General features: G+C 71.9%; 25 protein-coding genes and 1 pseudogene. 15 read left to right on the forward strand and 11 right to left on the reverse strand.

What is annotated here, in order from left to right; translation table 11 throughout:
- Window position 1: 1 nt before the first annotated feature.
- Window positions 2-1,318: a hypothetical protein gene (locus tag ACFYO2_RS12635; RefSeq protein ID WP_388347718.1), complete on the reverse strand. Its 1,317-nt coding sequence runs from the start codon at window positions 1,316-1,318 to the stop codon at window positions 2-4.
- A 113-nt stretch (window positions 1,319-1,431) separates the two neighbouring features.
- Here ACFYO2_RS12635 and ACFYO2_RS12640 point away from each other — a divergent pair, with 113 nt between their 5' ends.
- On the forward strand, window positions 1,432-2,688 hold the full coding sequence (locus tag ACFYO2_RS12640; RefSeq protein WP_388347720.1) for a molybdopterin-dependent oxidoreductase: 1,257 nt from the start codon (window positions 1,432-1,434) through the stop codon (window positions 2,686-2,688).
- A 331-nt stretch (window positions 2,689-3,019) separates the two neighbouring features.
- On the opposite strand, the gene ACFYO2_RS12645 is transcribed toward ACFYO2_RS12640, so the two are convergent.
- From ACFYO2_RS12645 to ACFYO2_RS12655, 3 genes are read right to left on the reverse strand one after another with little or no spacing between them, the layout of a single operon-like run.
- Entirely contained in the window at window positions 3,020-3,793 is a 774-nt protein-coding gene (locus ACFYO2_RS12645) for a methyltransferase domain-containing protein (protein WP_388347722.1), read from the reverse strand.
- A complete protein-coding gene (locus tag ACFYO2_RS12650; RefSeq protein ID WP_388347724.1) occupies window positions 3,790-4,401 on the reverse strand; it encodes a DUF2064 domain-containing protein in 612 nt (203 codons plus the stop codon). Before ACFYO2_RS12650 ends, ACFYO2_RS12645 begins: the two co-directional genes overlap by 4 nt.
- Complete coding sequence (locus tag ACFYO2_RS12655) at window positions 4,398-5,135, reverse strand: glycosyltransferase family 2 protein (RefSeq protein WP_388347726.1); 738 nt, start codon at window positions 5,133-5,135, stop codon at window positions 4,398-4,400. The genes ACFYO2_RS12650 and ACFYO2_RS12655 overlap by 4 nt, the downstream gene beginning before the upstream one ends.
- A 103-nt stretch (window positions 5,136-5,238) precedes the next feature.
- Here ACFYO2_RS12655 and ACFYO2_RS12660 point away from each other — a divergent pair, with 103 nt between their 5' ends.
- From ACFYO2_RS12660 to ACFYO2_RS12685, 6 genes are all read left to right on the forward strand, one after another.
- Window positions 5,239-5,943 (forward strand): response regulator transcription factor, encoded by a 705-nt coding sequence (locus ACFYO2_RS12660; protein WP_388347728.1) that lies wholly within the window; start codon window positions 5,239-5,241, stop codon window positions 5,941-5,943.
- 2 nt (window positions 5,944-5,945) lie between these two features.
- Window positions 5,946-7,058, forward strand: a complete 1,113-nt coding sequence (locus ACFYO2_RS12665) for a sensor histidine kinase (RefSeq protein WP_388347730.1) — start codon at window positions 5,946-5,948, stop codon at window positions 7,056-7,058.
- Window positions 7,059-7,143: 85 nt separating this feature from the next.
- Window positions 7,144-8,124 carry a branched-chain amino acid ABC transporter permease gene (locus ACFYO2_RS12670; RefSeq protein ID WP_388347732.1) on the forward strand — a complete coding sequence of 327 codons (981 nt, stop codon included), beginning with the start codon at window positions 7,144-7,146 and terminating at the stop codon, window positions 8,122-8,124.
- A gap of 10 nt (window positions 8,125-8,134) precedes the next feature.
- Window positions 8,135-9,127 carry a branched-chain amino acid ABC transporter permease gene (locus tag ACFYO2_RS12675; RefSeq protein ID WP_388347734.1) on the forward strand — a complete coding sequence of 331 codons (993 nt, stop codon included), beginning with the start codon at window positions 8,135-8,137 and terminating at the stop codon, window positions 9,125-9,127.
- Complete coding sequence (locus ACFYO2_RS12680; RefSeq protein ID WP_388347736.1) at window positions 9,117-10,034, forward strand: ABC transporter ATP-binding protein; 918 nt, start codon at window positions 9,117-9,119, stop codon at window positions 10,032-10,034. Before ACFYO2_RS12675 ends, ACFYO2_RS12680 begins: the two co-directional genes overlap by 11 nt.
- On the forward strand, window positions 10,034-10,774 hold the full coding sequence (locus ACFYO2_RS12685) for an ABC transporter ATP-binding protein (RefSeq protein ID WP_388347738.1): 741 nt from the start codon (window positions 10,034-10,036) through the stop codon (window positions 10,772-10,774). The genes ACFYO2_RS12680 and ACFYO2_RS12685 overlap by 1 nt, the downstream gene beginning before the upstream one ends.
- A 35-nt stretch (window positions 10,775-10,809) precedes the next feature.
- On the opposite strand, the gene ACFYO2_RS12690 is transcribed toward ACFYO2_RS12685, so the two are convergent.
- The 4 genes from ACFYO2_RS12690 to ACFYO2_RS12705 form a co-directional block, all read right to left on the reverse strand.
- Window positions 10,810-12,069 carry an ABC transporter substrate-binding protein gene (locus ACFYO2_RS12690; RefSeq protein ID WP_388347741.1) on the reverse strand — a complete coding sequence of 420 codons (1,260 nt, stop codon included), beginning with the start codon at window positions 12,067-12,069 and terminating at the stop codon, window positions 10,810-10,812.
- Window positions 12,070-12,214: 145 nt separating this feature from the next.
- Window positions 12,215-13,225: an NAD-dependent epimerase/dehydratase family protein gene (locus ACFYO2_RS12695; RefSeq protein WP_388347743.1), complete on the reverse strand. Its 1,011-nt coding sequence runs from the start codon at window positions 13,223-13,225 to the stop codon at window positions 12,215-12,217.
- Between the two features lie 53 nt (window positions 13,226-13,278).
- Window positions 13,279-14,736, reverse strand: a complete 1,458-nt coding sequence (locus tag ACFYO2_RS12700) for a sensor histidine kinase (RefSeq protein ID WP_388347745.1) — start codon at window positions 14,734-14,736, stop codon at window positions 13,279-13,281.
- Window positions 14,733-15,416, reverse strand: a complete 684-nt coding sequence (locus tag ACFYO2_RS12705) for a response regulator transcription factor (protein ID WP_388348585.1) — start codon at window positions 15,414-15,416, stop codon at window positions 14,733-14,735. Before ACFYO2_RS12705 ends, ACFYO2_RS12700 begins: the two co-directional genes overlap by 4 nt.
- Window positions 15,417-15,591: 175 nt before the next feature.
- On the opposite strand from ACFYO2_RS12705, the gene ACFYO2_RS12710 reads away from it, so the two are divergent.
- Genes ACFYO2_RS12710 through ACFYO2_RS12720 form a run of 3 tightly spaced genes read left to right on the forward strand, consistent with a single transcriptional unit; the run spans window position 15,592 to window position 18,090 of the window.
- On the forward strand, window positions 15,592-16,929 hold the full coding sequence (locus ACFYO2_RS12710) for a ferric reductase-like transmembrane domain-containing protein (protein ID WP_388347747.1): 1,338 nt from the start codon (window positions 15,592-15,594) through the stop codon (window positions 16,927-16,929).
- Window positions 16,930-16,939: 10 nt separating this feature from the next.
- On the forward strand, window positions 16,940-17,344 hold the full coding sequence (locus ACFYO2_RS12715) for an FMN-binding protein (protein WP_388347749.1): 405 nt from the start codon (window positions 16,940-16,942) through the stop codon (window positions 17,342-17,344).
- 5 nt (window positions 17,345-17,349) lie between these two features.
- Window positions 17,350-18,090, forward strand: coding sequence for an FAD:protein FMN transferase (locus ACFYO2_RS12720; protein WP_388347751.1), 741 nt, complete (start codon window positions 17,350-17,352; stop codon window positions 18,088-18,090).
- Between the two features lie 217 nt (window positions 18,091-18,307).
- Here ACFYO2_RS12720 and ACFYO2_RS12725 read toward each other — a convergent pair whose 3' ends face one another.
- Window positions 18,308-18,535: a hypothetical protein gene (locus tag ACFYO2_RS12725; protein ID WP_388348638.1), complete on the reverse strand. Its 228-nt coding sequence runs from the start codon at window positions 18,533-18,535 to the stop codon at window positions 18,308-18,310.
- Between ACFYO2_RS12725 and ACFYO2_RS12730 the strand changes: the two are divergent.
- From ACFYO2_RS12730 to ACFYO2_RS12750, 5 genes and pseudogenes are all read left to right on the forward strand, one after another.
- Window positions 18,474-18,762: pseudogene (locus ACFYO2_RS12730) on the forward strand (zinc ribbon domain-containing protein); the annotation flags it as partial. The gene ACFYO2_RS12725 and the pseudogene ACFYO2_RS12730 overlap by 62 nt on opposite strands.
- A 40-nt stretch (window positions 18,763-18,802) precedes the next feature.
- Entirely contained in the window at window positions 18,803-20,437 is a 1,635-nt protein-coding gene (locus tag ACFYO2_RS12735; protein ID WP_388347753.1) for an IS200/IS605 family accessory protein TnpB-related protein, read from the forward strand.
- Window positions 20,438-20,633: 196 nt separating this feature from the next.
- Complete coding sequence (locus ACFYO2_RS12740) at window positions 20,634-21,800, forward strand: ABC transporter ATP-binding protein (protein ID WP_388347755.1); 1,167 nt, start codon at window positions 20,634-20,636, stop codon at window positions 21,798-21,800.
- Window positions 21,797-22,504 carry an ABC transporter permease gene (locus ACFYO2_RS12745; protein ID WP_388347757.1) on the forward strand — a complete coding sequence of 236 codons (708 nt, stop codon included), beginning with the start codon at window positions 21,797-21,799 and terminating at the stop codon, window positions 22,502-22,504. The genes ACFYO2_RS12740 and ACFYO2_RS12745 overlap by 4 nt, the downstream gene beginning before the upstream one ends.
- Entirely contained in the window at window positions 22,501-23,169 is a 669-nt protein-coding gene (locus ACFYO2_RS12750) for an ABC transporter permease (RefSeq protein WP_388347759.1), read from the forward strand. Before ACFYO2_RS12745 ends, ACFYO2_RS12750 begins: the two co-directional genes overlap by 4 nt.
- Window positions 23,170-23,216: 47 nt before the next feature.
- Here the strand turns inward: ACFYO2_RS12750 and ACFYO2_RS12755 are convergent, their stop codons facing one another.
- Window positions 23,217-23,819: an ATP/GTP-binding protein gene (locus ACFYO2_RS12755; RefSeq protein ID WP_388347761.1), complete on the reverse strand. Its 603-nt coding sequence runs from the start codon at window positions 23,817-23,819 to the stop codon at window positions 23,217-23,219.
- Window positions 23,806-24,252 carry a DUF742 domain-containing protein gene (locus ACFYO2_RS12760; protein ID WP_388347763.1) on the reverse strand — a complete coding sequence of 149 codons (447 nt, stop codon included), beginning with the start codon at window positions 24,250-24,252 and terminating at the stop codon, window positions 23,806-23,808. The genes ACFYO2_RS12755 and ACFYO2_RS12760 overlap by 14 nt, the downstream gene beginning before the upstream one ends.
- Window positions 24,253-24,288: the final 36 nt, after the last annotated feature.

Here is a 24,288-nt window from a genome sequence, read left to right on the forward strand (position 1 = left end):
GTCACCAGCCGGTCAGCAGCAGGTGGTTGAGCAGCAGCGCCAGCACCGCCTGCGCCGCCAGCCACCCCCGCACCCCCGTCAGCCACGCACACGCCGGCAGCAGCCACATCGCGAACGGCAGCCAGATGCGTTCCGTCTCCGCCTTGCTCATGCCGGACAGGTCGGCGGCGAGGAGGGCGATGAGCGCGGCCAGTACGAGCACGCTCAGGCGGGTGTCCGGTCGGGGGCGCCCGCGGGTGAGCCTGCCGCCGGTGCGCCGCAGCCCCGCCACCGTCGCCGGGCCCACGATCAGCACCGTGCACGCCAGGTTCGCCCACACCCAGTAGTCGTACGGCCTGATCCCGCCCGAACCTTGGTAGTAGCGGCGGACCAGCAGGCGGTAGCCCTCCCACCAGTCGAACCCGGCGACGGTGAACGCCACGGGGACGACCAGGAACCCGGCCAGCAGGAAGGGGAGCGGACGGATGCGGTGCGTGCCCAGGAGGAGGGCGGCGCCGGCGATCAGGGCGAACAGCGTCAGGCCGTACGACAGGTAGACGGTCAGGCCGAACAGCAGGCCCGAGGCGCATCCGGTCCACCCCGGCCGGTGTCCCGTCACCGCCAGCGCGAGGAAGGCGACCGCCCAGGCCACGACCGCCGCGAAGTAGCCGTCGGCGGACGTGCCCACCCACACGGCGGCCGGGGCCAGGACGAGGAAGGGCGCGGCTCGGCGGGCGAGTGACTCGTCCGCGAGGGTTCGTACGGTGATCAGGACCGCGACCGCCGCGGTCGTGCCGACGGTGATGCACCAGGCGCCCGCCCAGCCTCCGCCGCGCAGCCCGATCCGGTCCAGGAGGACGAAGGTGAGGGTGGCCGCCGGGGGGTGGCCTGCGACGTGGGCGGGCCAGTTGTCGGGCGCGTCGATCAGGATGTGGTGGGTGAAGTCCGTGAGGGCGGCCGGGATGTCGTGGAAGCGGTCGATGACCCGGAGGTACTCGTTCCTGGTCGTCAGCTGTTCGGCGATGCCCCGGTGCCAGCCGTCGACGAGCGCGAGGGACCACGTCCAGGCCATGCCGACGGCCCAGACGGTCGGGAGCAGCGCGCGCCACGGCAGCCGGGCGGCCAGGGCGGGACCGTACGCCACGACCGCGACCCCGACGGCCACCGCGGCCGGAGTGCCGGGGCCCACGTGCGGATCCCAGGTCGCCAGCAGCGGCGGCCAACCGACGCGGAGCGTGCCGTCCCGGTGCTCGACGGCGGTGCCGACCAGGACGGCGGTCGCCACGAGCAGCGCGGCGGCCAGGGCCGCGTACAGGTCACGTCTCAGATGGCGGTTCACGCGCAAACGCTAGGTCGCGAGGGCTCGCCCGGACGGCTGACAGGCGCGGACGTCAGAGATTCGTCATGGTTCGCGGGCCCGTTCCCGGGGTGACGCGGGCCTACGGTCGGGGCATGGCACGCACCCCCTCTTCGCCACAGCCCCGCTCATCGGTACGCACCCCCTTCTCGCCCGCGTTCTGGCGCAGCCCGCTGCGCGGCCCCTGGTTCACCTCGGTGCTCGGTGTCGTGCTGCTCGGCGGGATCACCGTGCTCTTCGTGACCGGGCTGCTGTCGTACGCCGCCTACAACCCCGACCTGGCACGGGTGAACGACAAGACGCCGGACAAGGGGCTCCTCGGCTTCTACCTCTTCGCATGGCCGACCGACCCGCACTGGCTGTACCGCCTCAACCAGGGCGTCCACGTCACGCTCGGGATCACCCTGATCCCCGTGCTGCTGGCCAAGCTGTGGTCGGTCGTGCCGAAGCTGTTCACGCTGCCGCCCGCCCGGTCGCTCGCGCACGCGCTGGAGCGGCTCTCGCTGGTGCTCCTGGTCGGCGGCGGGCTCTTCGAGTTCGTGACCGGTGTGCTCAACGTCCAGCTCGACTACGTCTTCCCCGGCTCCTTCTATCCTCTGCACTTCTACGGCGCCTGGGTGTTCTTCGCCGCGTTCGTCGTGCACGCCGTACTGAAGACGCCGACGGCTCTGCGCAATCTGCGCCGACTGCGGGAGGAGGAGAGCGAGTTGGTGTCCCCGGACCCGGTCGAGCCCAGCGTGTCGCGGCGCGGCGCTCTCGGGCTGGTCGGCGGCGGCTCGCTGCTGCTGTTCGCCACCACGGCCGGGCAGAACGTCGACGGACCCCTGCGCAGGACCGCCCTCCTCGCCCCGCACGGCGGCGCCGAAGCGGGTTCCGGGCCGGGCGGCTTCCAGATCAACAAGACGGCCGCGTACGCGGGGATCGACGCGGCGGAGACGAGCGAGGAGGCGTGGCGGCTGGTGGTCGTCGGGCGTGCCGGAACCGTTCGGCTCGGCCGGGCCGATCTGCTCCGACTCCCCCTGCACAGTGCGGCGTTGCCCATCGCCTGCGTGGAGGGCTGGTCGACCTCCGACCAGTGGTGGCGTGGTGTGCGGCTGCGGGATCTCGCCGCCCTCGTCGGGTACGACGATCCGCCCGACGTCCTCGTGGAGTCACTGCAACGCCGCGGCGCCTTCCGGCGGGCCGCCCTGCGCGCCAACCAGGTCGCCGACCCGCGCTCCCTGCTCGCCCTGTTCGTCAACGGCGAGGATCTGACCCCCGACCACGGCCACCCGGCGCGGATCATCGTGCCCGCCGCGCCCGGGGTCCTCAACACCAAGTGGGTGGCCCGGATGACATTCGGTGACCTGTGAGAAGGACGGTGAGCAGACCCGTGACGCGTCCCAGGCTCGCTTTCGGCAGCCCCCTCCAACTCCTGCTGCTCGGCTGCTCGTTCGCCCTCGTCGCCTACGCAGGTGTACGGCTGCTCGCGGGGGACTGGTTCTCGGTCGCGCTGTGGATCGTGGGCGCGGCCCTCCTGCACGACCTGGTGCTGCTGCCGCTGTACGCCGTGCTCGACCGCGCCCTCGTGAAGGCGGCGGGCCGCAGGCGGGCACAGGTGGCGTACGTCCGCGTGCCGACCGCCCTCTCGGGGCTGCTCCTGCTGGTGTGGTTCCCGCTGATCAGCGGGCGGGTGGCGGGGCGTTACGCCTCCGCCACCGGCCTGTCCCCGGACGGCTTCCTGGCCCGCTGGCTGCTGCTGACGGCCGCGCTGTTCGCCGGCTCGGCGCTGCTGTTCGTGCTGCGGCTGCGCAGGGCGACGAAGGACCGCCCGCCGGCCGCCCACTGACCGTCGGCACGCCAGCCCGCGCGCTCGGCGTGCCGCAGCAGGGCCGGTGTGCCGAGCCGCGCCCAGGGGAACGGGCTGCCGACCGCGCCCCGGGCGTCGGTCACATGCACCAGTACGCGTTCGTCGAGGTCCAGCTCCGGCACCGTCTCGGCGATCAACAGGCCGCCGGGGGAGAGGAGTTGCGACATCCGGGCGAGGAGCGTCGCCGGATCGCCGCCGATCCCCACGTTGCCGTCGATCAACAGCGCGGTGCCCCAGCGGCCCTCGCCGGGCAGCGGCTCGAAGACCGAGCGCCGCAGCGCCGGTCCGCCGAGCGCCCCCGTCCGGGAGACGGCCGCCTCGCTGACGTCGATGCCGAGCACCCGCCGCCCCCGCGCACCCAGGGCCGCCACCAGGCGCCCCGGCCCGCAGCCGACGTCGAGCACCGCGCCCTCGCAGCGCCGCAGCACCTCCAGGTCCGCCGCGTCGGCTTCGGCGCACCAGCGCTCCACCTCCAGCGGGAGCAGCCAGCCGTCGGCGCGGCGCAGGAAGAGCGGTCCGCGGCCGGTGCGCAGGGCGTCCGCGTAGGGGTCGGCGGACCAGGGATCGGCGAGCGGCGCCCGTTGCCGGGCGATCCGTACGGTGCTCATCGGGCCCCGGCCGCACTGAGCCGGGCCAACTTCGCGGCGAACCGCCCGCCGGGCGCGTCCCGGGCGACGGACGCCGCGTCGTACGCCGTGTCCACGTCCCTGAGGTGCGGCAGGTCCCGCACCCGCAACCCTGCGAGCCGCGCCCGCTGTTCGGCCCCCGTGAAAGGCGTCGACATCGGCACGCCCCGCAGCAGTGCCGGGTCCGGCGCGGCCAGTCCCAGCGCCCAGAACCCGCCGTCCTCGGCGGGCCCGAAGTACGCGTCGCAGTCCGTGAAGTCCACGGTGAGCAGCTCCGGCGTCACCTGCGGGGTGTCCATGCCGACGAGCAGGGCCGGCCCGTCGCAGCCCGCGAAGGCGGCGGCCAGCCGTTCGTCGAGGCCGCCGGAGCACTGCCGTACGACGTCGAAACCGGGCGGCAGCCAAGGGCCGGGCTCGCCCTCAAGAACCAGGACCCGGCGCCGTGCGGGCGTCCGCGCCACCGCGTCCAGGGTGTCCGCCAGGGACGCCTCCGCGAGCGCGGCCGCCTCCCGGGGCGTGAACGGCGGGGTCAGCCGGGTCTTCACCCGCCCCGGGCGAGGCTCCTTGGCGATGACGAGCAGCGTGGTCACGCGTGGACTCCCTTCTCGGTGGCCGTCCCGGTCCCGGCTTCGGTCAGTACGCGGCTCATGTCCCGCACCGCCTGCCAGGTGCCGCGCCAGGTGCCGGTCACCTTGGAGGCGCCGGCGCGCGGGCGGTACGGGACGTCGTGCTCGGCGATCCGCCAGCCCGCGTCGGCCGCGCGCACCACCATCTCCAGCGGATAGCCGCTGCGCCGGTCCGTGAGGCCGAGGGCGAGCAGCGGCTCGCGCCGGGCGGCGCGCAGCGGGCCGAGGTCCTGCAGGCGCAGTCCGGTGCGGCGGCGGAGGAGGCGGGTCAGGGCGAGGTTGCCCGCCCGGGCGTGCAGCGGCCAGGCACCGAGGCTCTGCGGGCGGCGCCGGCCGAGGACCAGGTCCGCCGCACCGGCGTGCACCTCGCGCACGAACGGCACCAGGTCGGCCGGGTCGAGGGAGGCGTCGCAGTCGCAGAAGCAGACGATGTCGGCCGTGGCGGCCATGAGGCCCGCATGGCAGGCGGCGCCGAAACCGCGCCGCTCCTCGTGCACGACTTTCGCGCCGAGGGCGTGAGCGATGCGGGCGGAACCGTCCGTGGAGCCGTTGTCCACGACCAGCGCCCGCCAGCCGGGCGGGATGCGTTCCAGTACCCAGGGCAGCGCCTCGGCCTCGTCGAGACAGGGGAGTACTACGTCCACGGATACGGGCACGGAGGCCGGGACGGGATCGGGAGAGGTCGTCACGGCTCTCACCCTACGAGCGCGAAAAGGGCATACCGGACTTCGGCTTCTTACGAAACGCGGACGTCAGGAGCCGAGCGCCGCGCGGGAACGCTCGGGGTGCGACGCTGGCGGCATGGAGCAGCAGCAGTACGAACGGGCCGGCGCCCGGGTCCTCGTCGTGGACGACGACCCGACCGTCGCCGAGGTCGTCTCCGGGTACCTGGACCGGGCCGGATACGTCGTGGACCGCGCCGGGGACGGGCCCGACGCGCTCGCCCGGGCCGCCGCGCACTGGCCGGACCTCGTCGTCCTCGACCTGATGCTGCCGGGCATGGACGGCCTCGAAGTGTGCCGCCGGATGCGCGGGCGCGGGCCCGTCCCGGTCATCATGCTCACCGCGCGCGGCGACGAGGACGACCGCATCCTCGGCCTGGAGGTCGGCGCCGACGACTACGTCACCAAGCCCTTCAGCCCCCGCGAACTCGTCCTGCGCGTCGAGTCCGTACTGCGCCGCGCCCGCCCGGCCCACCCGTCCGGCACCCTCCGCGCGGCCGGACTCGCCCTGGACCCGGCGGCCCGCCGCGCCACCAAGGACGGCAGCGAACTAGCCCTCACCGTCCGGGAGTTCGACCTCCTCGCCTTCTTCCTGAGCCACCCCGGCCGGGTCTTCGGCCGTGAGGACCTGATGCGGGAGGTGTGGGGCTGGGACTTCGGTGACCTGTCGACCGTGACCGTCCATGTCCGGCGGCTGCGCGGGAAGGTCGAGGACGATCCGGCCAGGCCCCGTCTGATCCAGACCGTGTGGGGCGTGGGGTATCGCTTCGAGGGTGAGGTGTGACCATGCGCGACGCCCTCCTCATCGCTCTCTTCGCCTTCCTCGGCGCCGCGGCCGTCGGCGTGCTCGGCGCGGGCGTGGTGCTCCTCATCCGGCGGCGCTCGGTCGTCACGCACCTCGCCGTGGTGGTCGGCGTCGCCGTCACCGCGATGCTCGCGGGCACCCTCGCCGTCGCGCAGGCGATGTTCCTGTCCGCGCACGACCTGAAGGTCGTCACCATGGTCGTCGCGATGGCCGCCGTGGTCTCCCTCGCCACCGCCCTGCTGCTGGGCCGCTGGGCCGTCGCCCGCAGCCGCGCCCTCGCGCTCGCCGCCCGTTCCTTCGGTGACGGCGGCGACTTCACCTCCCCCGACGGTCCTTCCACCGCCGAACTCATGGAGCTGAGCCGCGAGTTGGAGATCACCAGCGCCAAACTCGCCGAGTCCCGGGCAAGGGAGCGCGCCCTGGAGACCTCCCGGCGTGAACTCGTCGCCTGGATCTCGCACGACCTGCGCACCCCCCTCGCCGGCCTGCGCGCGATGTCCGAGGCCCTGGAGGACGGCGTCGCCGCCGACCCCCAGCGCTACCTGCGGCAGATCCGCACCGAGGTCGAGCGCCTCAACGACATGGTCGGCGACCTCTTCGAACTCTCCCGCATCCACGCGGGCACGCTGGCGCTGAGCCCGAGCCGGATCTCCCTGTACGACCTCGTCGGTGACGCGCTCGCGGGTGTCGACCCGCTGGCGCGCGAGTACGGCGTACGGCTGGTCGGCGACCGGGTCGAGCCCGTGCCGGTCGAGGTGGACGGCAAGGAGATGAGCCGGGTGCTGGGCAACCTGCTCGTGAACGCCATCCGCCGCACGCCCGCCGACGGCACGGTCGCGATCGCCGCCGAACGCGGCGCCGACGGCGTCGTCCTGTCCGTCACCGACGGGTGCGGCGGCATCCCCGAGGAGGACCTGCCCCGCGTCTTCGACACCGGGTGGCGCGGGACGCATGCGCGGACCCCGCCCGCCGGTGCGGGTCTCGGCCTCGCCATCGTGCGCGGGATCGTGGAGGCCCACCAGGGGCGGGCCAGCGTACGCAATGTGGCGGGCGGCTGCCGGTTCGAGGTGACGCTGCCGACGGCCGAGGCCTGACCCTCGTGTCATCGGCCCGGCTCGCCTTACACTGAGCCACAAAGGACGTTCGTGACATATCGGAACCACCGTGCGCTACCAGCGGATGTTCGTTCTGGCTCTCGCCCTGGTCCTCGTGTCGGCGCCCGCGGTCTTCGCGCGGGCACAGGGTGAGGACGTCGCGCGCGGCCCCACATTCGGCGCGCGCGCCCTGCAGGCGCTGATCGACGGTATCCAGTTCGGCGTCATCATCGCGATCACATCGGTCGGACTCTCGCTGATCTTCGGCACCATCCACTTGATCAACTTCGCGCACGGCGAGTTCGTCACGATCGGCGCCACCTTCGCGTTCTTCCTCAACGCCTCCGCGGCCGGTCCGGGCTGGCACCTGATCCCCGCCGCCATCGCCGCGGTGGTCTTCGGTGCCCTGCTGGGCGGGGCCGTCGAGCGGGGCATCTGGCGCCCCCTGCGGGCTCGCGGCACCGGGCTGATCAACATGTTCATCGTCACCATCGGGCTCTCGCTGCTGCTGCGGCACGTGGTCCTCGTGCTGTACGGAACCCGGCCCGCCTCCTTCGCGCAGTACGACATCCAGAAAGCGATCAGCCTGGGGCCGGCCAGCATCACCCCCCGGGACCTCACGGTCACCCTGCTCGCCGTGCTGGTGCTGCTCGGTATCGCCGCGCTCCTGCAGAAGACACGCATCGGCACGGCTGTCCGAGCCATCTCCGCCAACCGCGATCTCGCGGAGGCGACGGGCATCGATGTACAGCGGGTGGTGCTGTTCGTGTGGATGCTCGGCGGCGCACTGGCAGCACTCGGCGGGGTCTTCTTCGGCCTCGTGGAGATCGTCACCTGGGACATGGGCTTCAAGCTGCTGCTGCTCATGTTCGCGGGGATCATCCTGGGTGGCCTCGGCTCCGCCTACGGCGCGATGGTCGGCAGCCTCGTCATCGGCATCGTCGCCCAGATGTCCACCCTGTGGTTCCCGGTCGACCTGCAGTACGCCTGGGCGCTGCTCGTCCTCATCGTCGTCCTGCTCGTCCGGCCGCAGGGCATCCTCGGCCGGGCGGAGCGCGTCGGGTGAGGGGTGCGCCATGGACTTCTCGGTCATCCTCTCCGACGCCCTGCGCTCCGGCATCGGCCCCATCGCGGCCGTCTACGCACTCGCCGCGATGGGGCTGAACCTGCACTTCGGCTACACGGGCCTGCTGAACTTCGGCCAGGTCGGGTTCATGCTGGTCGGGGGCTACGGGCTGGCCATCACGGTGTCGACGTACGACGGCCCGATGTGGCTCGGTGTCCTGGCCGCGATCGCCTGCGCGATCGTGCTGGCCCTGCTGCTCGGTCTGCCCACCCTGCGGCTGCGGGCCGACTATCTCGCGATCACCACGATCGCGGCGGGGGAGACGCTCCGGCTGTTCTACCGGTCCAGCTGGGCGGAGCCGGTCACCGGTGGGGTGTTCGGGCTGCAGAGGTTCGCGAAGGACTTCTACTCGCTCAACCCCGTCGAGCGCGGTACCTACGGCGTGTGGCTGGTGGAGTTCGGCGCCCGCGACCTGTGGGTGATGATCGTCGGATGGGCGCTGGTGCTCGTGGTCGCGGTGCTGCTCGCCCTGCTGATCCACAGCCCGTGGGGCCGCGTCATCCGGTCGATCCGTGAGGACGAGGTCGCGGCGCGCAGCCTCGGCAAGAACGTCTACGCGTACAAGATGCAGAGCCTCGTGCTGGGCGGCGTCATCGGAGCGGTCGCGGGCATGATGCAGGCGATCCAGGTGCAGTCCGTGAACCCGGACAACTTCGATCCGGGCGTCACGTTCTTCCTGTACACGCTGCTCGTACTCGGAGGTGCCGGGCGGATCCTCGGGCCGGTCGTCGGCTCGATCCTGTTCTGGTTCGTGCTCAGCTTCCTCGACAGCGCGCTCCGGCAGGCCATCGACGCCGAGTACATCTCGCCGGACCTCATCAGTACCTCGGAGGTCGGCGCGGTGCGCTTCGCCCTGGTCGGGGTCGCCCTGATCCTGCTGGTCGCGTTCAGGCCGCAGGGCATTCTCGGCAGCCGGAAGGAGATGCTGCTCAGTGGCCGCTGACTCTGTCGACAGGACGGGGCGTGAGACCGGCCGTGCGCCCCGTGACACCGCCGCGGCTGCCGCGGTCACCGGCCGGCTCTCCGGGGTCGTCCCCGAGCCGGGGGTACGCAAGCCCGACCCTCTGCTGGTCCTGGACCAGGTGACCCGTACCTTCGGCGGCCTCGTCGCCGTGCGGGTCGAGCATCTGGAGATGCAGCGCGGGGCCATCACGGCGCTCATCGGGCCCAACGGAGCCGGCAAGACCACGTTGTTCAATGTGGTGAGCGGGTTCGACCGGGCCGACGGCGGCCGTTGGTCGTTCGACGGACAACCCCTCACCGGCTCCCCGGCGCACCGGGTGGCGCGGCGGGGACTGGTCCGTACGTTCCAGCTCACCAGGACGCTCGCCCGGCTCACCGTGATGGAGAACATGCTGCTCGCCGCGCCGGGGCAACGAGGCGAGCGGGCGCTGCCCGCCCTGCTGCGACCGCTGTGGCGCGGGCAGGAGCTGGAGTCCGAGCGCCGGGCCGACGAACTGTTGGACCGGTTCCGGCTCGGGCCCCTGCGCGACGATCATGCCGGCACGCTCTCCGGCGGTCAGCGCAAACTGCTGGAACTGGCCCGCGTGCTGATGGCCCGGCCGGTCATGGTCATGCTCGACGAGCCGATGGCCGGGGTGAACCCCGCGCTGACCCAGTCGCTGCTCGGGCACATCACCCAACTGCGGGACGAGGGACTGACGCTGTGCTTCGTCGAGCACGACATGGACGTGGTGATGGGCATCAGCGACTGGGTGGCCGTCATGGCCGACGGCCGCCTGGTGGCCGAGGGCCCACCGCACACGATCGGCCGGAACGCCGCTGTCGTGGACGCCTACCTGGGCAAACGGCACGACGAACCCGAGGCGACCGAGAAGGGGGAACAGTGATGTCCGCAGCGGAGCAGGAACCGGTGCTGGCGGCCGACGGCATCGTCGCCGGATACGTCCCCGGTGTCGACGTACTGCGCGGATGCAGCATCGAGGTGCGCCCGGGCGAGGTGGTCGGCGTGATCGGCCCCAACGGCGCCGGCAAGTCGACGCTCGTCAAGGCCGTCTTCGGGCTTCTGCGGGTGCGCGGCGGGACCGTGCGGCTGCGCGGCGAGGAGGTCACCAACCGGCCGGCGCACGAGCTGGTCCGGCGGGGCGTGGGCTACGTACCGCAGTTGCAGAACGTGTTCCCCGAGCTGACCGTCGAGGAGAATCTGCGGATGGGCGTCTATCTGCGGCCCAAGGCCTACGCGCGGCGGGCCACGGCGGTGGAGGAACTCTTCCCCCTGCTGGCCGACCGCCGCAGGCAGAAGGCCGGCGCGATGTCCGGCGGCGAACGCCAGATGCTCGCGATGGCGCGCGCGCTGATGATGGAGCCGCAGCTGATGCTGCTCGACGAGCCGTCGGCCGGCCTGTCACCGCTCCACCAGGACCACGTCTTCGACCGGTGCAGACTGATCAACAGCGCGGGCGTCGCCATCCTCATGGTCGAGCAGAACGCCCGCAGGTGCCTGCAGATCTGCGACCGCGGCTACGTCCTCGACCAGGGCCGCAACGCGTACACCGGCACGGGTGCGGCCCTGCTGCACGACGAGAAGGTGATCGAGCTCTACCTCGGCTCGCTCGCCCGCGTCCGTTGACTCCCGTCCCCGTCGCTCCTTCCGGTCACTCCTGGTCACTCCTGGGGCTTGCTGACCACCGTACGCAGGGTCTGCAACTGTCCCTTTTCGTCGTAGGCGAACACCTCGATCGTCGCCTGCCCGGGTTCGCCGTCGTCGGTGAACTCGAGCGGACCGCTCACACCGTCGTAGTCGATGTCCTTGCCGTCGGCGAGCAGCTCCTTGCAGGCCGCGAACGTGGTGCACTTGTCGCCGTCCTTGGTGATCCCGTTCATCTCCTCCACGAAGTCGGCCGGGTCGTCGGACTCCGCCTTCTCGGCGGCGAGCGCGATGGTCGTCGCGCAGTCGAACACCTGCGGTGCGTATTGCAGCTCCTTCAGCTTCGGTGCGAACTTCCTCAGATCCTTCACGTACTCCTCGTTCGACGCCGATGCCGGCGCGGTCCCCTTCATCCCGGCGAGCGTCTGAGGCCGGCCCGGTGCGACCAGCGAGGGCAGTTCCTCGCTGCGCAGTCCGTCGGCGCCGTAGACGCCGATCCGGTCGGGCCCGAGCCCGGCCTCGATCATGGCCTGCAGGATCTGGGTGCCTTCCTCGAACGCGATCACGACGGCGGCGTCCGGCCCGGAGTTCTTCACCTTCTGTACGACCTGGTCGAAGTTGGCCGCCTTCGGGTCGTACGTCTCGGCGACCGTCACCGTCGCACCGCGGTCCTCGAGTGACTTCTTGGTGGCCTCCAGCAGGCCGCGCCCGTAGTCGTCCGCCCGTCCGACGAGGGCCACCCGCTTGTGGCCGTCCCCGCGGACGACATCCGCCAGGACAGGCCCCTGCAACGCGTCGCTCGGGGCGGTACGGAAGTAGAAACCGTCGTCCTCGTAGTCGGTGAAGGTAGGAGCGGTGTTCGATCCCGAACACTGCACGACGCCCGCTCCGGTCACCCGGTCGATGAACGACAGCGACATGGCCGAGGCCGCGGCTCCGATGATCGCGTCCACCCCCGCCGCCAGGACCCGGTCGGCCGACTGCGCGGCCACGGCCTCCGAGCCCGACTCGTCACCGGAGACCACCTTCGGCACCGGCTTGCCCAGTACCCCGCCCGCGTCGTTCATCGTCTTTATCGCGAACTTCAACGACTCGATCTGCGGGGGGCCGAGGAAGGCCAGCTGTCCCGTCTCCGGCAGGACATAGCCGAACTGGAGCTCACCATCGCCCGGCTCGGCCGGGACCGCGGATCGAGCAGTGCCCGTCGTTCCACAGACAGCCATCACAAGAGCGGCCGCGCTCGTGAAGATCACGGACCGCCGTATCGACGCTCTCATCTCCGCCTCCGCTCGGTACAGGCGGCGGTGGTCGACTGGCCGGCCATCCGCCCGCCATCTGTATACGAGCGTAGATCCCGTCCAGGCACCCGAAAAGTATGAATTGTCAGTTTTTGTGAAGGGTCGATTCAGCGCCGAGACGTGATCAGCCGGACACGTCCTGGCGCATCCCCGCCCGCGCGAACTCCCGCATCCCTTCCGCGAACCCCACCTCCGCCTTCCACCCCGACTCCGCGCGCAGCCGCGCCGAGTCCGCCGTGATGTGCCGTACGTCCCCCAGCCGGTACTCCCCGGTGACCACCGGTTCCGGGCCGCCGTACGCGGAAGCCAGCGTCCTGGCCATCTCGCCCACCGTGTGCGGCTCGCCGCTGCCGGTGTTGTACGCGGTCAGCGCGCCCTTGCGCGCCGGAGCCTCCAGCGCGGCCACGTTGGCCGCCGCCACGTCCCGTACGTGCACGAAGTCCCGCCGCTGGCGGCCGTCCTCGTAGACCCGCGGGGCCTCGCCGCGGGCGAGTGACGAGCGGAAGAAGGAGGCGACGCCCGCGTAGGGGGTGTCGCGGGGCATGCCGGGCCCGTACACGTTGTGGTAGCGCAGCGACACCGCCAAGCCGCCGGTGGACCGCGCCCACGCCGCCGACAGGTGCTCCTGGGCGAGCTTGGTCGTCGCGTAGACGTTGCGCGGGTCGACCGGGGCGTCCTCGCCGACCAGGCCGGGCGACAGTTCGGCCCCGCACTGAGGGCAGCGGGGCTCGAAGCGTCCCGCGTCCAGGTCGGGGACGGAGCGCGGGCCGGGCCGCACCACCCCGTGCCGGGCGCAGGTGTAGCGGCCCTCGCCGTACACGACCATCGACCCGGCGAGGACCAGCCGCCGTACGCCCGCGTCGGCCATCGCGGTGAGCAGCACGGCCGTGCCGAGGTCGTTGCGGGAGACGTACTCCGCCGCGTCGGAGAAGTCGACGCCCAGGCCGACCATCGCCGCCTGATGGCACACGGCGTCGACGCCGGTGAGGGCTTGGCGGACCGCCGAAGGGTTGCGCACGTCCGATGCCGGGTCGGCCCGGACGTCGTACACGAGGGGCTCGTGCCCGTGGGCCCGCAGGGCCTCGACGACATGGGACCCGATGAATCCGGCACCGCCGGTGACCAGTACACGCATGCGGTCACGCTAGGGCCGTCGGCGGCCCGCACGACCCGGCCGCGCCCGGCACGTCACGGCTTCGTAAGACTCGCCGGGCTCAGTGGAAGCGCGAGGGTGAACACCGTCGCCCCGGGCTCGCTGCTCAGCTCGACCGTGCCGCCGTGCGCCGCGACCAGGGAGCGGGCCACCGCGAGGCCCAGGCCGCTGCCGCCGCGGTCACGGCTGCGGGCCTTGTCGACGCGGTAGAAGCGGTCGAAGACGCGGGCGCGGTCGGCGGGCGGGATGCCGGGGCCCGCGTCCGCGACCCGCACCAGCGTCCGGCCGGGCTCGACGGAGACCGTGACGGTCACGTCGGTGCCCGCCGGGGTGTGCGCGGCCGCGTTGGTGAGCAGGTTGTCCAGGACCTGCCGGATGCGCTGCGGATCCAGGCGCAGCGTCAGCGTCCCGGGGCCGGCCGCCACCGTCAGCGGATGGTCCGGGTGGCTCGCGCGGAACGCGTCGGCCGCCTGGTCGACCAGCTCCACCAGGTTTGCCTCCGTGATCCGCAGCGGGGTCTCCACCTCGGCCGCGTCCAGGCGGGCGAGCAGCAGCAGGTCGTCGAGGAGGAAGCCCATCCGGGCGGCCTCGGCGCGCAGCCGGGCCAGGTGCTTGTCGCGTTCCTCGGGGGCGTTGGCGGCGGCGTACTGGAAGAGGTCCGCGTAGCCCCGTACGGACATCAGCGGGGTGCGCAGCTCGTGCGAGGCGTCCGCGACGAAGCGGCGCAGCCGCTGTTCGGCCTCCGCGCGGACCGCGAGGGAGTCGTCGATGTGCTCCAGCATCGTGTTGAACGCCGTGCGCAGCTCGTCCACCTCGGGACCACCGTCCCGGCCGTCGGCGCGCAGCGGCAGCCGGGCCGCCGACTCGGTCAGGTCGTGCGAGGTGATGCCGTGCGCGGTGGAGGCCATGTCGCTCAGGGGCTGCAGGCCGCGCCGCAGCAGCTTCCTGCCCAGCACCACCAGCGCCCCCACCGCGAGGGCGAACGCGATCACCTGCACGGTGATCAGCCGGTCCACGGTGTCCTCGATGTCCGCCATGGGCGCGGCGCTGATCAGCACCACCCCGGGCTCGACCTCGCAGGCCCGCAACCGGTAGACCCCCTTCCCGTCGATCTTCGCAGTGTGCAGCAGTTCGGTGTCGGAGTGCGCCATGCGTTCGGCGAGTGCGGTGAGCGGGCGGGTGTCGTCCGGGATGTCGGCGGGCCGGCGCAGGACGGCCGAGTTGCCCGACACGTCGTACACCGCGGCGAACCAGCCCCAGTACGGCTTCTGCGTCACCGTGCCGTTGGCCGCCGCGTCCTTGGACTGCACGGTCTGGACGACTTTGAGCTGGTAGCCCAGCTGGCTGTCCAGGTAGTCGCGCATGTACATCGTCAGGGCGTAGCCCACGACGGCGAACACCACCAGGGACAGCGCACCGAGGCCCAGCGCCAGCCGGGTGCCCAGGCGCAGCCTGCGGTAGGTCCGGCGCAGACCGCGCAGGAGGCCGCTCACTCCGTGGCCTGCCGGACCACGTAGCCGAAGCCCCGGACGGTGTGGAGCAGGGGCTGCCTGCCGGCTGCGGCCTCGTCGGGGCCGTCGAGCTTGCGGCGCAGCCGGCTGACCACCAGCTCCACGACGTTCGAGCGGCCCCCGAAGCCGTACTCCCACACGTGGTCCAGGATCTGCGCCTTGGTCATCACGGTCGGCGACTTGCGCATCAGGTAGCGCAGCACCTCGTACTCGGTCGGCGTGAGCGTCAGCAGCCGCTCGCCGCGCCGCACCTCGCGGGTGTCCTCGTCCATCGTCAGGTCCGCCACCTGGAGGACGGACCGCTGGAAGCCGGGGCCGGCGCTGCGCCGCAGCACCGTCCGCAGCCGGGCCATCAGCTCCTCCACCGCGAACGGCTTGACCAGGTAGTCGTCACCGCCCCGGGTCAGCCCCGCCACGCGGTCGGCCACCGCGTCCCGGGCCGTGAGGAACACCACGGGCACCATCGTCCCCGAGCGCCGCAGCCGGTCCAGCACGCCGAAACCGTCGATGTCGGGCAGCATCAGATCGAGCACCACGATGTCCGGACGGAACTCCGCGGCGCGGCTCAGCGCCTCCTCACCGGAGTTCGCGGTGACCGCGTCCCAGCCCTCGTAGCGGGCGACCGTCGCCACGAGATCGGCGATCGGCGGGTCGTCGTCCACAACGAGGAGTCGTACTTTGTCCACCCGCACATAGTGCGTCACGCCACCGCCCGGGTCAGAGGTGGGCCGCCCCCGGCGCCACATCGATAACCACTTGAAAGTCCTACGACAGTAAATCGACAGCTGACGCCGGGGAAGCTCGGTTACCCAGGACCCGGATCAAGGAGCTCTGTCCGTGACGACCGTCCAATCACCCCCTGCGCCCCCCACGGCGATACGCCCCAGGGTGGTGGCCCGCACGGGCCTGTACGCCGTGCTCGCCGCGAACGTGGCCGTGGTGACCTTCTTCTTCACCCAGGCGGGATTCGCGTCGAACGCCCTCATCGTGCTGGGCCGGCTGGCCGGTCTGTACGGCGCGCTCCTGATGGCCTTCCAGCTGATCCTGGTGGCCCGGCTGCCCTGGCTCGACCGCCGCATCGGCATGGACCGGCTGACCTCCTGGCACCGCTGGACCGGCTTCGGCATCCTCTTCACGTTGCTCGGCCACGCCGTCTTCATCAGCTTCGGCTACGCCGAGTCGTCCGACATGGACCCGGTCAGCCAGCTGGTCGACCTGGCCGAGACCGTCGAGGGCGTGCTCCGCGCGGTCGTCGCCCTGTCGATCATCATCGTGGTGGGGGCCGTCTCCGGCCGTTACGCCCGGCGCCGCCTCGCGTACGAGACCTGGCACTTCATCCACCTGTACACCTACGTCGCCGTGCTGCTGGCCTTCACCCACCAGGTCGCGGTCGGTACGACCTTCACCTCGTCGTCCGCCGCCACGACGTACTGGTACGGCGTGTGGGGCGTCGCGCTCACCTCGGTGTTCGTCGGCCGCCTGGTGCTCCCGCTGTGGCGGAACCGGCGCCACCAGCTGCGCGTCACGGCCGTCGTCCCCGAGTCCGACAACGTCGTGTCGGTCTACATGACCGGCCGCGACCTCGACCGGATGCCCGCCCGGGCCGGCCAGTTCTTCCTGTGGCGCTTCCTGACCCCGGACCGCTGGTGGCAGGCCAACCCCTTCTCCCTGTCGGCCGCGCCCGACGGCCGCACCCTGCGCCTGACCGCCAAGGCGGCGGGCGCCGGCAGCGCCTCCCTGCGCCATGTGAAGATCGGCACCCGCGTCTTCGCCGAGGGCCCCTACGGCGCCTTCACCGCGATGCACCGCACCCGCCCCGAGGCCGTCCTCATCGCCGGCGGCGTTGGTGTCACCCCCATCCGCGCCCTGCTCGAGGAGCTGCACGGCCACGCCGTCGTCATCTACCGGGTCGCCACCGACCGGGACGCGGTCCTCTACGACGAACTGCGCGAACTCGCCGACGCCAAAGGCTGCGAGCTGCACCTGGTGACCGGCCCGCCCGTCCCGGACAAGCTGGCGCCGGGCGAGCTGGCCCGGCTGGTCCCGGACATCGCCGACCGGGACGTCTTCCTGTGCGGGCCGCCGCCCATGATGAACGCGGTGCTGGGCAGTCTGCGGGAGCTGAACGTGCCCAAGCCGCAGATCCACTTCGAGCGATTCAGCCTGGCGGGATGAGGAAGTCACCGTGAAGCGAGCCATACCTGTTGTCGTCCTGAGCATCGCGGGCCTGGTCCCCGTGTGGCTCTACGAACCGTCGGCCGACACGTCCACCGTCCAGGTCGCCGCGCCCGCGCCTTCCGCGTCCTCCTCGTCCGGGTCCGCGGGATCCTCCGCCAAGGTCGTCTCTGGTACGACCGTCAAGACGGAGAAGGGCCCCGTGCAGGTCGAGGTGACCTTCGACGGCGACGAGATCACGGCCGTGAAGATGCTCCAGCAGCCGAACCATCCGCAGACGACGGCTGCCGTGCCAAAGCTGATCGCGGAGACGTTGGAGGCGCAGAGCTCGGACATCGACACGGTGTCCGGTGCGACGATCACCACCGAGGGATACAAGGAGTCCCTCCAGGCCGCGATCGACGCGAAGGGCTGACCACCATGCACCGCGTCGAACACGTCATGGGTTTCCCGGTCTCGCTGCGCATCGACGACGTGGGCAATCCCGAGTCGGCCGCGGACGCGGTCTTCGCCTGGCTGCGCGAGGTCGACGAGCGGTTCAGCCCGTTCAAGGCCGACAGCGAGGTGTCCCGTCTCGACCGGGGCGAGCTGGCGCCGGGTGACCTGAGCACCGACCTGCGGGAGGTCCTCGACCTGTGCGAGCACTACCGGATCGCCACCGGCGGCGCCTTCGACGTACGGCTGCCGGGGCGCGGTCTCGACCCGTGCGCGGTGGTCAAGGGCTGGTCGGTGCAGCGGGCGGCCGAGGTGCTGACGGCGGCCGGGGCCAGGCGCTTCTGCCTCAACGCCGGCGGTGACGTGGTCGCCGCCGGCGGCCCCTGGCGCGTGGGCGTACGGCACCCGGAGCACGCCGACAAGCTGTGCACGGTGCTGGAGCTCACAGACGGGGCGGTCGCGACCTCCGCCCGCTACGAGCGCGGCGACCACATCATCGACGGGCGCACCGGGCGTCCGGCGACCGGACTGCTCAGCCTGACCGTCGTCGCCCCGACCCTCACCGAGGCGGACTCGGTCGCCACGGCCGCCTTCGCGATGGGCGCCGAGGGTGTCGAATGGGCCGCCGGGCAGCCGGGTTGCGAGGTGTTCGCCGTGGACGCCGAGCGGCGGGTTCTGCGGACGCCGGGGCTCCCCGTCGCGGGGGAGGGTTCGGCCGCCGCGTGACGGCCGGGGCGTTCTGAGGGACGGCTGCGGGCCGGTGACCGCCTCATGGGGGCCGCACCGCAGTTCGTTCAGCGGCGGCGGCCGCGGCGGCGCAGGTGGGCATGGGCCTCGATGTCCCGCCGCGGACGGCGGAGCTGCCGGACGGGCTGCCGGGCTGCCGTACCGACGCGACGCCCCGCCACATCGGGAGGATGGGCGGGGCGTCGCGGGGCCGGCGTCAGCCGACGTCGGAGGTGTCCAGGCGGTACACGCCGCTGTAGTCGCTCACAGCCGTGCCGTTCGCCTTGACCCACGCGGAGATCGCGGAGCTGGTGCCGCTGCCCTGACCGCTGTCACTGACGACGATGTAGTGCAGCTTGCCCGCAGGTGATCCACTTCGAACTGTGGTGTACGTCGATCCGGCGTACACCTCCCGCACCTGCGCCGAATGCGGCCATATCGACAAGGCGAACCGGGTCTCCCAGGCCTGGTTCGCATGCCGGAACTGGATTCGTTGATCACGCAGACCGCAACGGCTGCCGCAACATCCGGGCCCGTGCGTGGGAGTTGTGGCGACGCGGGGCCCCGTCAACGGCCCCTGCCCCACCCCGAACACCTCGGGGTGGGACTGGTTCCGAAGGGAACGGGAGTTCGTGGGTCGAATGGGTGACCTTTGCGGGGGCGGCTCGTTGACTGCGGTGATGGGGGTCTTCGGCCGGGTGGGGGTGAAGGGGTGGGTGGGCTGCGGGAGTTGGCGGCGTCGTTCGTGGTGCCCGGTCCGGCCGGGGTGGCAGTGCGGGACCGGCTGCGGGTGTCTGAGGCTGATGCGGTGGTGCTGGCCGAGGTCGGGGTGTTCCTGGGTTCGCTGGCCGCGGCGGATCTCGCCGTACGGTCCCGGCAGGGGCTGGCGCATGATGCTGCCGGGTGGGCGGTGCGCAAGCGGGAGCTGACGGGGAGGTCGTCGGCGCGCTGGGCGGGCAGTATCACCAAGGCCACCCATGACCAGTGGGCGCTGGCCCGGCGCGGGCAGGTGGCGCATCTGACCTGGTTGCGGGGACAGATCGCGTCGGTCGAGGCGCGGCTGGCCCGGCCGCTGGGCGCCAAGGCCGACAAGCGCGAAGGCCTGGCGCGCGGGTATGCCTCGCGCGGCGAGTGGCATGCCAAATCCCGCCGCCTGCACACCTTGAAGGACCGTCTTGTGGCGGTGGAGGCCGACTGGGTGGCGGGCCGGGTGCGCGTGGTGCGCGGCGGCAAGCACCTCGCCCACGCCCGCCACCACCTGGCGGCGGCCGGGCTGGACGAGCAGGTGTGGCGGGAGCGATGGCAGGCGGAGCGGATGTTTCTGGCCGCGGACGGGGAGTCGGGCAAGCGGTTCGGCAACGAGACGATCCGCGTCACCGACACCGGACAGGTCTCGGTCAAACTTCCTGCCCCGCTGGCCCACCTGGCCAACGCGCCGCACGGCCGGTATCTGCTGGATGCGACCGTCGGGTTTCGGCATCGCGGTCAGGAGTGGCGTGACCGGGTCACCGCCAACCGGGCGGTGGCCTACCGCATCCACCACGACGTGCTCCGGGGCCGCTGGTATGTGACCGCGTCCTGGCAGCGCGCCGCCGCCCCGGTGCTGCCGCTTCAGGCTGCGTTGGCCCGGGGTGTGGTGGGGGTGGACATGAACGACGACCACCTGGCCGCCTGGCACCTGGACGTGCACGGCAACCCGGTCGGCGAGCCGCGCCGCTTCTTCTACGACCTGACCGGCAGTACCGAGCACCGGGACGCGCAGATCCGGCACGCGCTGACCCGGCTGCTGCACCACACCCGCCGGTGCGGGGCCGCCGCGATCGCGATCGAGGACCTCGACTTCACCGACGGCACCAGCCGCGAGGAGCACGGCCGCAACAAACGCTTCAGGCGGCTGCTGTCCCGTTTCCCGACCGCGAAGCTCAGGGCCCGGCTGGTGTCGATGGCCGCCGAACAGGGAGTGGCGGTCGTCGCGGTCGACCCGGCCTACACCAGCCGCTGGGGTGCCCAGCACTGGCAGAAACCACTGACCACACCGACTCGCAAGATTTCCCGGCACGATGCGGCGAGCATCGCGGTCGGGCGACGCGCCCTCGGGCATCCGATCCGGCGACGGACGACACCGCCCCACGACGACCAGAGTGATCGTGGTGGGCATCGGACCGTCCAGGCCCGACCGGACACCCGGCGGCGTGAGGAAACCCGCCCCCACCCGCCCGGACCGCGCACCAGATGCGTGTCACCGGTGGTGGAGCGAAAGCGGGGGACCAGCCTGCCCAGCACCGTTCGGGGCAGCGCCACCGAGCAGCAGTCCTGGCAACAGGACTCATTCCCGCTCAGTGTTTAGGAACGGTGAGAATCAGCGGACTCACAGCTCGCGCACAGTGCGGTGAGGCCCGACGCCAAGGCCCGGGCCCCGGGAAACCGGCCACTTGCCCGACGAGGGCGCGCAACACGCGAGGTCTAGACTCTTCCCGCAACGGCCTGTACGACCGTGACCGAAAACGGGCAGATTCTGCCAAGTCCGAGGGGTATTCGGCGCTTTGATACGGATAGAGTCAGTCACCAAGCGGTACCCGGACGGCACGGTGGCGGTCGACCGGCTCTCCCTGGAGATACCGGACCGCTCGATCACCGTCCTCGTCGGACCCTCGGGCTGCGGCAAGACCACGACCCTGCGCATGATCAACCGGATGGTCGAGCCCAGCGAGGGCACTATCCTCCTCGACGGCAAGGACATCCTGCAGCAGCCCGTCAACACACTGCGCCGGTCCATGGGTTACGTCATCCAGAACGCCGGGCTCTTCCAGCACCGCACGATCATCGACAACATCGCCACCGTGCCCCGCATGCTCGGCTGGGGCAAGGACAAGGCCCGTACCCGGGCACGTGAGTTGATGGAGCGGGTCGGCCTCGACGCCGCCCTCGCCAAGCGGTACCCCTACCAGCTGTCCGGCGGACAGCAGCAGCGCGTCGGCGTGGCCCGGGCGCTCGCCGCGGACCCGCCGGTGCTGCTCATGGACGAGCCGTTCTCCGCCGTCGACCCCGTCGTCCGCAAGGGTCTGCAGGACGAACTCCTGTGGATCCAGGAGGAGTTGGGCAAGACCATCGTCTTCGTCACCCATGACATCGACGAGGCCGTCAAGATCGGCACGATGGTCGCCGTGATGCGCACCGGCGGCAAACTCGCCCAGTTCGCCCCGCCCGCCGAGCTGCTGTCCAGCCCCGCCGACGCCTTCGTCGAGGACTTCCTCGGCGCCGACCGCGGCATCCGCCGGCTGTCCTTCTTCCCCTCCGCGGGACTGGGCCTGGTGACCGCACCGATCGTCGCGATCGACGCCACCGCGGAACAGATCGCCGCCCGCGACACCGCCGAGGCTCCCTATCTCCTCGTCACCGACCTGGACGGCAGGCCCCTCGGCTGGAGCGAACCCGGCGACCTGACCGCCGGTGACATCAAGCCGGAGGAACTCCTGCCGTACGGGCGGCCGTTCGTCGCCGGCACCGACTCGCTGCGGGCCGCGCTCGACTGCGCGGTGCTCTCGCCCACCGGCTGGGCCGTCGCCGTGGACGGCGAGGGCCGCGCGGCCGGAGTGGTCTCCCAGCAGACCATCGGCGAGGCGATCCGCGGCGCCCACGCGGAAGGCCGTACGGACGGCAAGGCCGCCACGGTCACCAAGGCCGCACCGGTCGCACGGGTCGCCGAATGAGTGGCTTCTTCGACATCCCCAGCGACCTCCAGCACAGCTGGCTCGGCCTCATCGGCCTGCACCTGCGCGAGGCCCTGCTGCCGGTGCTGGCCGGACTGGTGATCTCGCTGCCGCTCGCCCAGCTCTGCGTGCGCTTCCGCTGGCTGTACCCGCCGGTGCTGTGGATCACGACCGTGCTGTACGCCATCCCGTCGCTGGCCTTCTTCGTGCTCCTCATCGACTACACCGGCCAGACCGAGCTCACGGTGATGATCCCGCTCACCGTCTACAGCCTCGTGGTCCTGGTCCCCTCGATCGTCGACGGCGTCCGCTCGGTCCCGCAGGAGACCCTCGCCGCCGCGACCGCCATGGGCTTCGGACCCGTACGCCGTTATGTCCAGGTCCAGTTGCCGATCGCGGTGCCCGCCATCATCGCGGGGCTGCGCGTGGCGACCGTGTCGAGCATCAGCCTCGTCAGCGTCGGCACCCTCATCGGGAACCAGGGCGCCCTCGGCAACCTGCTCAACGACGCCAACATCTACAACCGGCCCGAACTCGCCGTGAACGCCGTGCTCACCATGGCCGTCCTGGCGATCCTCGCCGACGGCCTCCTGGTGGTCCTGCGCCTCCTGCTGACGCCGTGGATGCCGCGCCGGGCGCACACGAAACCGAAGGCCGACCGGCCCGACCCGGCCGCCCTCGCCCTGGAGGACGCAGCCCGGTGAACCTGATCAACTTCATCAACGCCTTCTTCAGCGACAGCGCCCACTGGACCGGCTACGACGGCATCCCCGCGCGCGTCGGCGAACACATCCAGTACACCCTGGAGGCGCTCGCCCTCGCCGCCGCGATCGGGCTGCCGGTCGGCCTGATCACCGGTCACACCGGGCGCGGCGGCAACGCCCTCTCCCTGATCGCCACCGCCGGGCGCGCCCTGCCCACCTTCGGCCTGCTGGTGCTGATGACCCTGCTGCTGGGCTTCGGCCTGGTGAACGTGATGATCCCGTTGGTCGTCCTCGCCGTCCCGCCGATCCTGGTCACCACCTACGAGGCGATGCGCTCCGTCGACCCGTCTCCGGTGGACGCCGCGCGGGGCATGGGCATGAGCGAGGCCCAGGTGCTGTTCCAGGTCGAACTGCCGGCGGCGCTCCCGCTGATCCTCAGCGGCCTGCGCTCCGCGGCCATCCAGATCGTCTCCACGGCCACCATCGCCGCGTACGTCTCGCTCGGCGGCCTCGGCCGGTACATCGTCGACGGCCTCTACCAACGCAACTACGAGAAGGTCGTGGGCGGCGCCACACTGGTCGCCGGGCTGGCGCTGGTGACGCTCGCGGTGTTCTGGGCGGTGCACCGGACAGCCGTGTCACGCGGGGTACGGAGAAGCGGCTGACCGAGGGCCCGGGGCGGCCGGCAGATCCGCCCCGGGCCTGTCACGTGTCAGCCCTCGGTGCGCGCCAGCGCCTGCTCCAGTACGACGAGCAGCGCGTCGCGCACCGAGCCGCGCTCGCGGGCGTCGAACACCACGACCGGGACGCGCTCGTTGACGTCGAGCGCCCAGCGGACCTCGTCCATCGTGTGCTCGACGCGCCCGTCGAAGGCGTTGACGGCCACCGCGAACGGGATCTGCTTGTGCTCGAAGTAGTCGACGGCCGCGTAGCAGTCGTCGAGGCGGCGGGTGTCCACGATGACGAGCCCGCCGATCGCGCCCTCGACGAGGTCGTCCCACATGAACCCGAACCGCTCCTGCCCGGGCGTGCCGAACAGGTAGAGCTTCAGGGTCGGGTCGATGGTGATGCAGCCGAAGTCCATCGCGACCGTGGTGGTGGTCTTGCGCGGGGTGTGGCTGAGGTCGTCGACGCCCGCCGCGACCTCGGTGATCGCGGCCTCGGTGGTCAGCGGCGCGATCTCGGAGATCGAGCCGACGGCGGTGGTCTTGCCCACCCCGAAGCCGCCCGCGATCACCATCTTGACCGGCAGCGGCGGTCGTACGGCGGCCGCGGGGGCGGCCGGGCCGCTGGTGGCCGGTTCAGTCGGTGTCACGGAGTACCCCTCGGGAGTCGGGGATGGCCCGCAGGCCATCGATAACCCTTCGCAGGACGGACGCGTCGTGGGTGACGCCGGAGTCGGGCACATGCACCGTCAACTGCCCCGCCGCGCGCAGGTCCTCGGAGAGGATCCGGACCACGTTCAGGTGCAGCCGCAGCCTGGCCGCGATCTCCGCGATGGACTGCGGCCGACGGCAGGCGGCGACGATGTCGTGCTGTTCGAAGGAGAGCCGGTCGAGCCCGGCGAGCCCCTCGGCGGTGGCCACCACCTGGGTCTCGACGGGCATCGTCCGGCCGTTGGCGCTGGGTGCCACCCGGCCGGCGGTGACCAGGAACGGCCGTACGGCGGGGACGGGGCCGACCGGGTCGTGGCCCGGGGGCGTGCCGCCGTCCTCGCCGGCACTGCGGGGAGTGCGGCCGTCCGCCATGGGTGGTTCTTCCTCCTCGGCCGGGCGGGCGCCCGG

The organism is Streptomyces sp. NPDC006602 (genome assembly GCF_042870385.1).
In the GTDB taxonomy this organism is placed as follows: domain Bacteria; phylum Actinomycetota; class Actinomycetes; order Streptomycetales; family Streptomycetaceae; genus Streptomyces.